Origin of the sequence: Caldivirga sp. UBA161 (genome assembly GCF_002506515.1) — an archaeon.
In the GTDB taxonomy this organism is placed as follows: Archaea; Thermoproteota; Thermoprotei; order Thermoproteales; family Thermocladiaceae; genus Caldivirga.
Map to the genome: position 1 here is coordinate 1 of NZ_DAXS01000040.1, position 4,707 is coordinate 4,707.

The window sequence follows — 4,707 nt, forward strand, 5'->3', positions numbered from 1 at the left end:
ATAAACCAACCAAAGACAACCCCATAAGACAGGAAGGAGGCCAGCTAAAAGTGTAGGGACAAACGGGTATATTATTCTACGCGTTAACGAATTAATATGAGCCCTCTAGGTTAAAGCGAACTGTCTCCGCCTTTAAGGGGTGAGGTTCCGCAGTTAGGCTGGTTCCAACCCCTATGCTTAAGGATACTGCACTAGTTAAAAACCAACGTGCCCCACATTAAAAGACGAGGATCTAAGTATATTAATATAATTCAATTACTCTTGGCCTCACCCAATCTCTTAGCCCACTCAATAGCCTTCTCGGCTAAGTGTCTTACATCCCTCTCCGCATCATGTACATTAACATACTTACTAACTATCCCCCCAGGATCAAGACCATTATATTGGAACTCATGAATACTTAACGCTAGGTCCGTTAAATATAATACTTCCCACCCATACTTATCCATTAGGATACCGGCAACTTCTCTCATCCTAACAGTGGGCATTAACGCTATAACCATATCCACCCTACTTCTAATAACCCCAACTCTATCCTTCACTGTACCTGGATAGCGCTTAGCCACTAGGTCTCTGTTTAAGGCTGCAGCTGCGGCTAAAACCGCCTTCCAGGCTTGAAAAGCCTTACCGGCGGCATTCCTGTGGAGACCCTGCTCTAGGAATTTAATGGCTAAGTCAGCCTCATAAAGTGCTTCATTTAATCTAACATCCACGTACCCTGATGCATCACGCCAAGGAGGCTTAAACTCTAGCATTAAGATTAGTTACATGAATATACTTAAAAGCTTTCATGAATGCGCCTATTTTTCTGTTGATAATGGCTGTATTGGTTTTAGAGGATTTATGCAGTAATGTTCATGAAGCCTTATAGGCTTTAGCCGCCTCTGCAAGCCTCCTAATACCCTCTATTAGGCGGTCCGTCCTCTCCCACACGAATGAAATCCTCACCGCGGCCTTATACTGCTCACTGAAGTAGCTTCCTGGGACTAAGGCTACACTATACTTCTCCATGGCGAATTCAGCGAACTTATCACTATCATCAATATACTTCGCTAAGTCAACGAAGATGAACATTGAACCCTTCGGGACTATGAACTTGGCTTCAGGTAAATTCCTCCTAATGGCCTCAACTGCAGCATCCCTCTTGGCACGGTATTGCTCAACAACGTACTTAATGTGCTTTAACCTAACCTCAGACCTTAAGTATGTTGCCACAAAACGCTGCGCGAAGGATGGTGGGCAATAGGTCATCTCCTCCCCCGCCAACTTAATTCTTGAAACAACCTCCCGAGGCCCGTAGACGAAGCCAAGCCTCCAACCTGGTATTCCTGGGTCCTTTGAGAAGGTGTTTAATGATATTACGTAATCTGGGGCATACTTGTAGAAGTAGACGTGGTTACCCTCGTATATTAGGGTCCTGTAGGCTTCATCTGATATTATCCAGAAGTCCTTATCCCTAGCTAAGTCGGCTAAAGCCTTAGCAACATCCTCACTAACTATGGAGCCTGTTGGGTTATCCGGTGAAACTAGGATAATTGCCTTAGTTTTACTGCTTATTAATTCTTTAAGTGCCTCCACGTTAATCCTAAAACCATCATCCATGCTTAACCTCAGCCTCTTAATCCTGGCACCAAAGTACTCTATTAAGGGTTTGTAACCGAAGTAGGTTGGATCCATCAATATTACTTCATCACCGGGATTCAATATAGTCATTAATGTAGCGAACATGGCCTCTTGGCCGCCGGCCACAATAACTATATCATCTGGCTTAACATCAATGGAGCCAAGCCTCTTCAAATCCTCAGAGACAGCCTCCCTTAACTCAACTATGCCTTGACTTGGTGTATATGCGTAAAGGTCCATGCTTTCCTTAGCCAATTCCTCAGCCATAATTGCCCTAATCTCAGGGGGTGGGGGTATGCTTGGTTGGCCAGCGGATAAGACTATTATATCCCTGTTCTCACGCCTAAGCCTCTCCCTTATTGCGTCAATTCTTCTCGTTGGTGATTCCCTTAAGGCTGATATCCTATCGGAGAGTTCACGCACAATTACCCATGCTAAGGCTTATATATATGCATTACGTATTTATTTTTAGCAAATTAAACATACAATGTAGATGCTATACATAATTGCGTAAAACCATTAAAAACCATAGGCTTATAAATATCCTTAGATTACTTGAAAACATAGTTTAAGCAATATTAATTACCCATTATAGGTGAGTACACTTAAGTACACTCATTTAAACCTAACCCTAGGGTATAACCACAAGGGTTAAATTCACCTAACCCAGCAACCACCCATGAAGCACTTAATCACCATTGAAAATCACTGGATAATTACCATGAAATATAGGGGTGAGAAACCATGAGGATTGGGGTATTAACCAGTGGTGGGGATGCCCCTGGTTTGAATATTGCTGTGTATTCCTTTGTTAAGTTGGCTGAGAGGAAACATGAGTTATTCGCTGTACTACATGGTTGGGAGGGGTTCATTGATGGTTCCATTAAGAGGGTTGAAGCCATTGACCTACTACCCTATATATCAATGGGTGGCACAGCTCTTAAGACATCTAGAAGGAATGTGTTTGATAATGAGGATGACGCCAGGAGGCTTGTTGAAGCCATTAATAATTACGGCCTTGACTGTGTGGTTGCTATTGGGGGTGATGGGTCATTAAAGGCCTCCTATAAGGCCACTGAACTGGGTATAAGGGTTATTCATATTCCTAAGACTATTGATAATGATGTTTTTGGTACTGATTTTACTATTGGTTTTGATTCTGCTGTTAATGCTGCTGTTAATGTTACTGAGTCCTTTAAGACTACTCTAATGTCTCATGAGAGGATTGGCGTAGTGGAGGTTATGGGTAGGGAGGCTGGATGGGTAGCACTACACACCGGACTAGCAACAATGGCAGACGCAACACTAATACCGGAGTACCCATTAACCATGGACTTTATAGTGAGTAAGCTGATTGAGGCCTATAAGGTAAAGCATTATGCGTTAGTTGTAATGGCTGAAGGCATTAAAGTGAGTGATGGCATGATTACTGCCAATAAGCACCCTACACCTAATGGAATCGGGTATAGTATGGCTGAGTTAATTGAGAAGCTAAGTGGGGTTGAGACTAGGGCTGTTTCACCAGGTCATTCCATAAGAGGTGTTCAGCCATCTGAGTTTGATCGGGTTCTAGCCGTTAACTACGCTACTAAGGCTTATGAGGCTTTGGATAACGAGTTATGCAATGTCATGGTTAATTACAGTGGGTCAAGGTTCGGTTATGTACCAATTCATGAGGTGGTTGGTAGGAATAAGCTTGTTAATGGTATGTGGCTTAAGCTTTATGAGGAAATGTGGGTTAATTAATTATTGATCCTCTTCAATTACCTTGAATCCCATTAGTTTCGCCATTTTCATGAGTTCATCCCTATGGTTGCCGAGCAGTAGTACCCTATGCCATCCTGCACCCCACTTCCCGGCCAATGCCTTAACATTAGCCTTAGCAATAACCTTCGTCCCACAGGCTGGTAGTGATAATTCATTACCTGTAATCCTGCTTACGTGAATGTGCATAACCCTATTAACAGCATCAATACCCACAGCAGTTAACTCTGAGGCAACTGGGTACTCAACATTAACTGCAGCATACCTAGTCCCTAAGTGCGATGGTATTATTGAGTACCTAAGCCTAATACCAGGCTTGGGGTTAATTGGTAGGTAGCAGTGGTAGTATGTTACCTCACCAGTCAACTCATCTGTAACGGGATCCGTTGCTGAGCCTGCAGTATTGAGGAGGTACTTACCTATCAACGCCACTATTAGTGAATTAGCATCAGCCTCACACATTGGGACATACTTACCGTCGAGCCAAAGCTGCATCCAGGTTAAGCATGGCCAGGCATCTAGGATAACCACTGAGGCACTCCTTAAGCCTAGGCAATCAATAGTCACTGCATTAGCCTTATAATCCTCTAGGAGCCTATTAACTGCAATGTAGAGCCTAGCACTCTTAAGCACCTCAGGCCACTGCTTATCTGGGTCTGGGTAGTGGGCTGCACCCTTAACCCAAGCCTCTGCAATGGGCTTAGCCTCATCATTATTAACCCTACTGTAGTACTTATCAACAAACTCACTGCCACTCATTAAAGTGAACCTAACCCCAGTACTCCTCGATACTGCGTTTAGCCAATTACTTAAATCCCTATTACTAACCACTACTGCATGAGTGTTCTTAAGCATGGTTAAGGCAATGAGGTACCTAACTAGGCTTAATGCATCATCAGAATCAACACTCCTAGTAGCCACGCCCAACACTGGGTATTGTTCAATGAGCCTATTGCCGAGTAGGTAATCACCACCACCCCCAAGGGACTCTGCAATAAGCACTATAGGCTTACCAGTGGCCACAATCCTCTGAAACATACCAGATGGGCCATGTAGGTCAACAACAATGAAGCCAACAGCCTCAGACTCCCTAGCTAATGCATCCTCAAGGTCATCAATACTCCTAGCATAATAAGGCGTGAACTCAACATCAGGGTATAGGGCCTTAAGCCTATTAAGAACCCTAGACTCAAAATCACCAGCCCACTTCCAAAAGGCCTCAAACCATGAGGAAACCTCACTAGGCGCACTACCCTGAAGATACTTGAAGCCTGGGCCCCCAGGGAAGCCAACGGCACCAAGGGGAGGCTCAAGGAAGAT

The 4,707-nt window shown here is 44.0% G+C and carries 4 protein-coding genes; 1 reads left to right on the top strand and 3 read right to left on the bottom strand.

The features are described 5' to 3' along the window. Positions 1-251 precede the first annotated feature (251 nt). Both BP896_RS04665 and BP896_RS04670 read right to left on the bottom strand, forming a co-directional pair. Positions 252-755: a PaREP1 family protein gene (locus BP896_RS04665; RefSeq protein WP_291766239.1), complete on the bottom strand. Its 504-nt coding sequence runs from the start codon at positions 753-755 to the stop codon at positions 252-254. 100 nt (positions 756-855) lie between these two features. Further along, on the bottom strand, positions 856-2,046 hold the full coding sequence (locus BP896_RS04670; RefSeq protein WP_291766241.1) for a pyridoxal phosphate-dependent aminotransferase: 1,191 nt from the start codon (positions 2,044-2,046) through the stop codon (positions 856-858). A 321-nt stretch (positions 2,047-2,367) separates the two neighbouring features. Here BP896_RS04670 and BP896_RS04675 point away from each other — a divergent pair, with 321 nt between their 5' ends. Beyond that, positions 2,368-3,369 (top strand): 6-phosphofructokinase, encoded by a 1,002-nt coding sequence (locus BP896_RS04675; protein WP_291766244.1) that lies wholly within the window; start codon positions 2,368-2,370, stop codon positions 3,367-3,369. On the opposite strand, the gene BP896_RS04680 is transcribed toward BP896_RS04675, so the two are convergent. Then, the coding region (locus tag BP896_RS04680; RefSeq protein ID WP_291766247.1) for a hypothetical protein at positions 3,370-4,707 on the bottom strand (1,338 nt) is incomplete at its 5' end.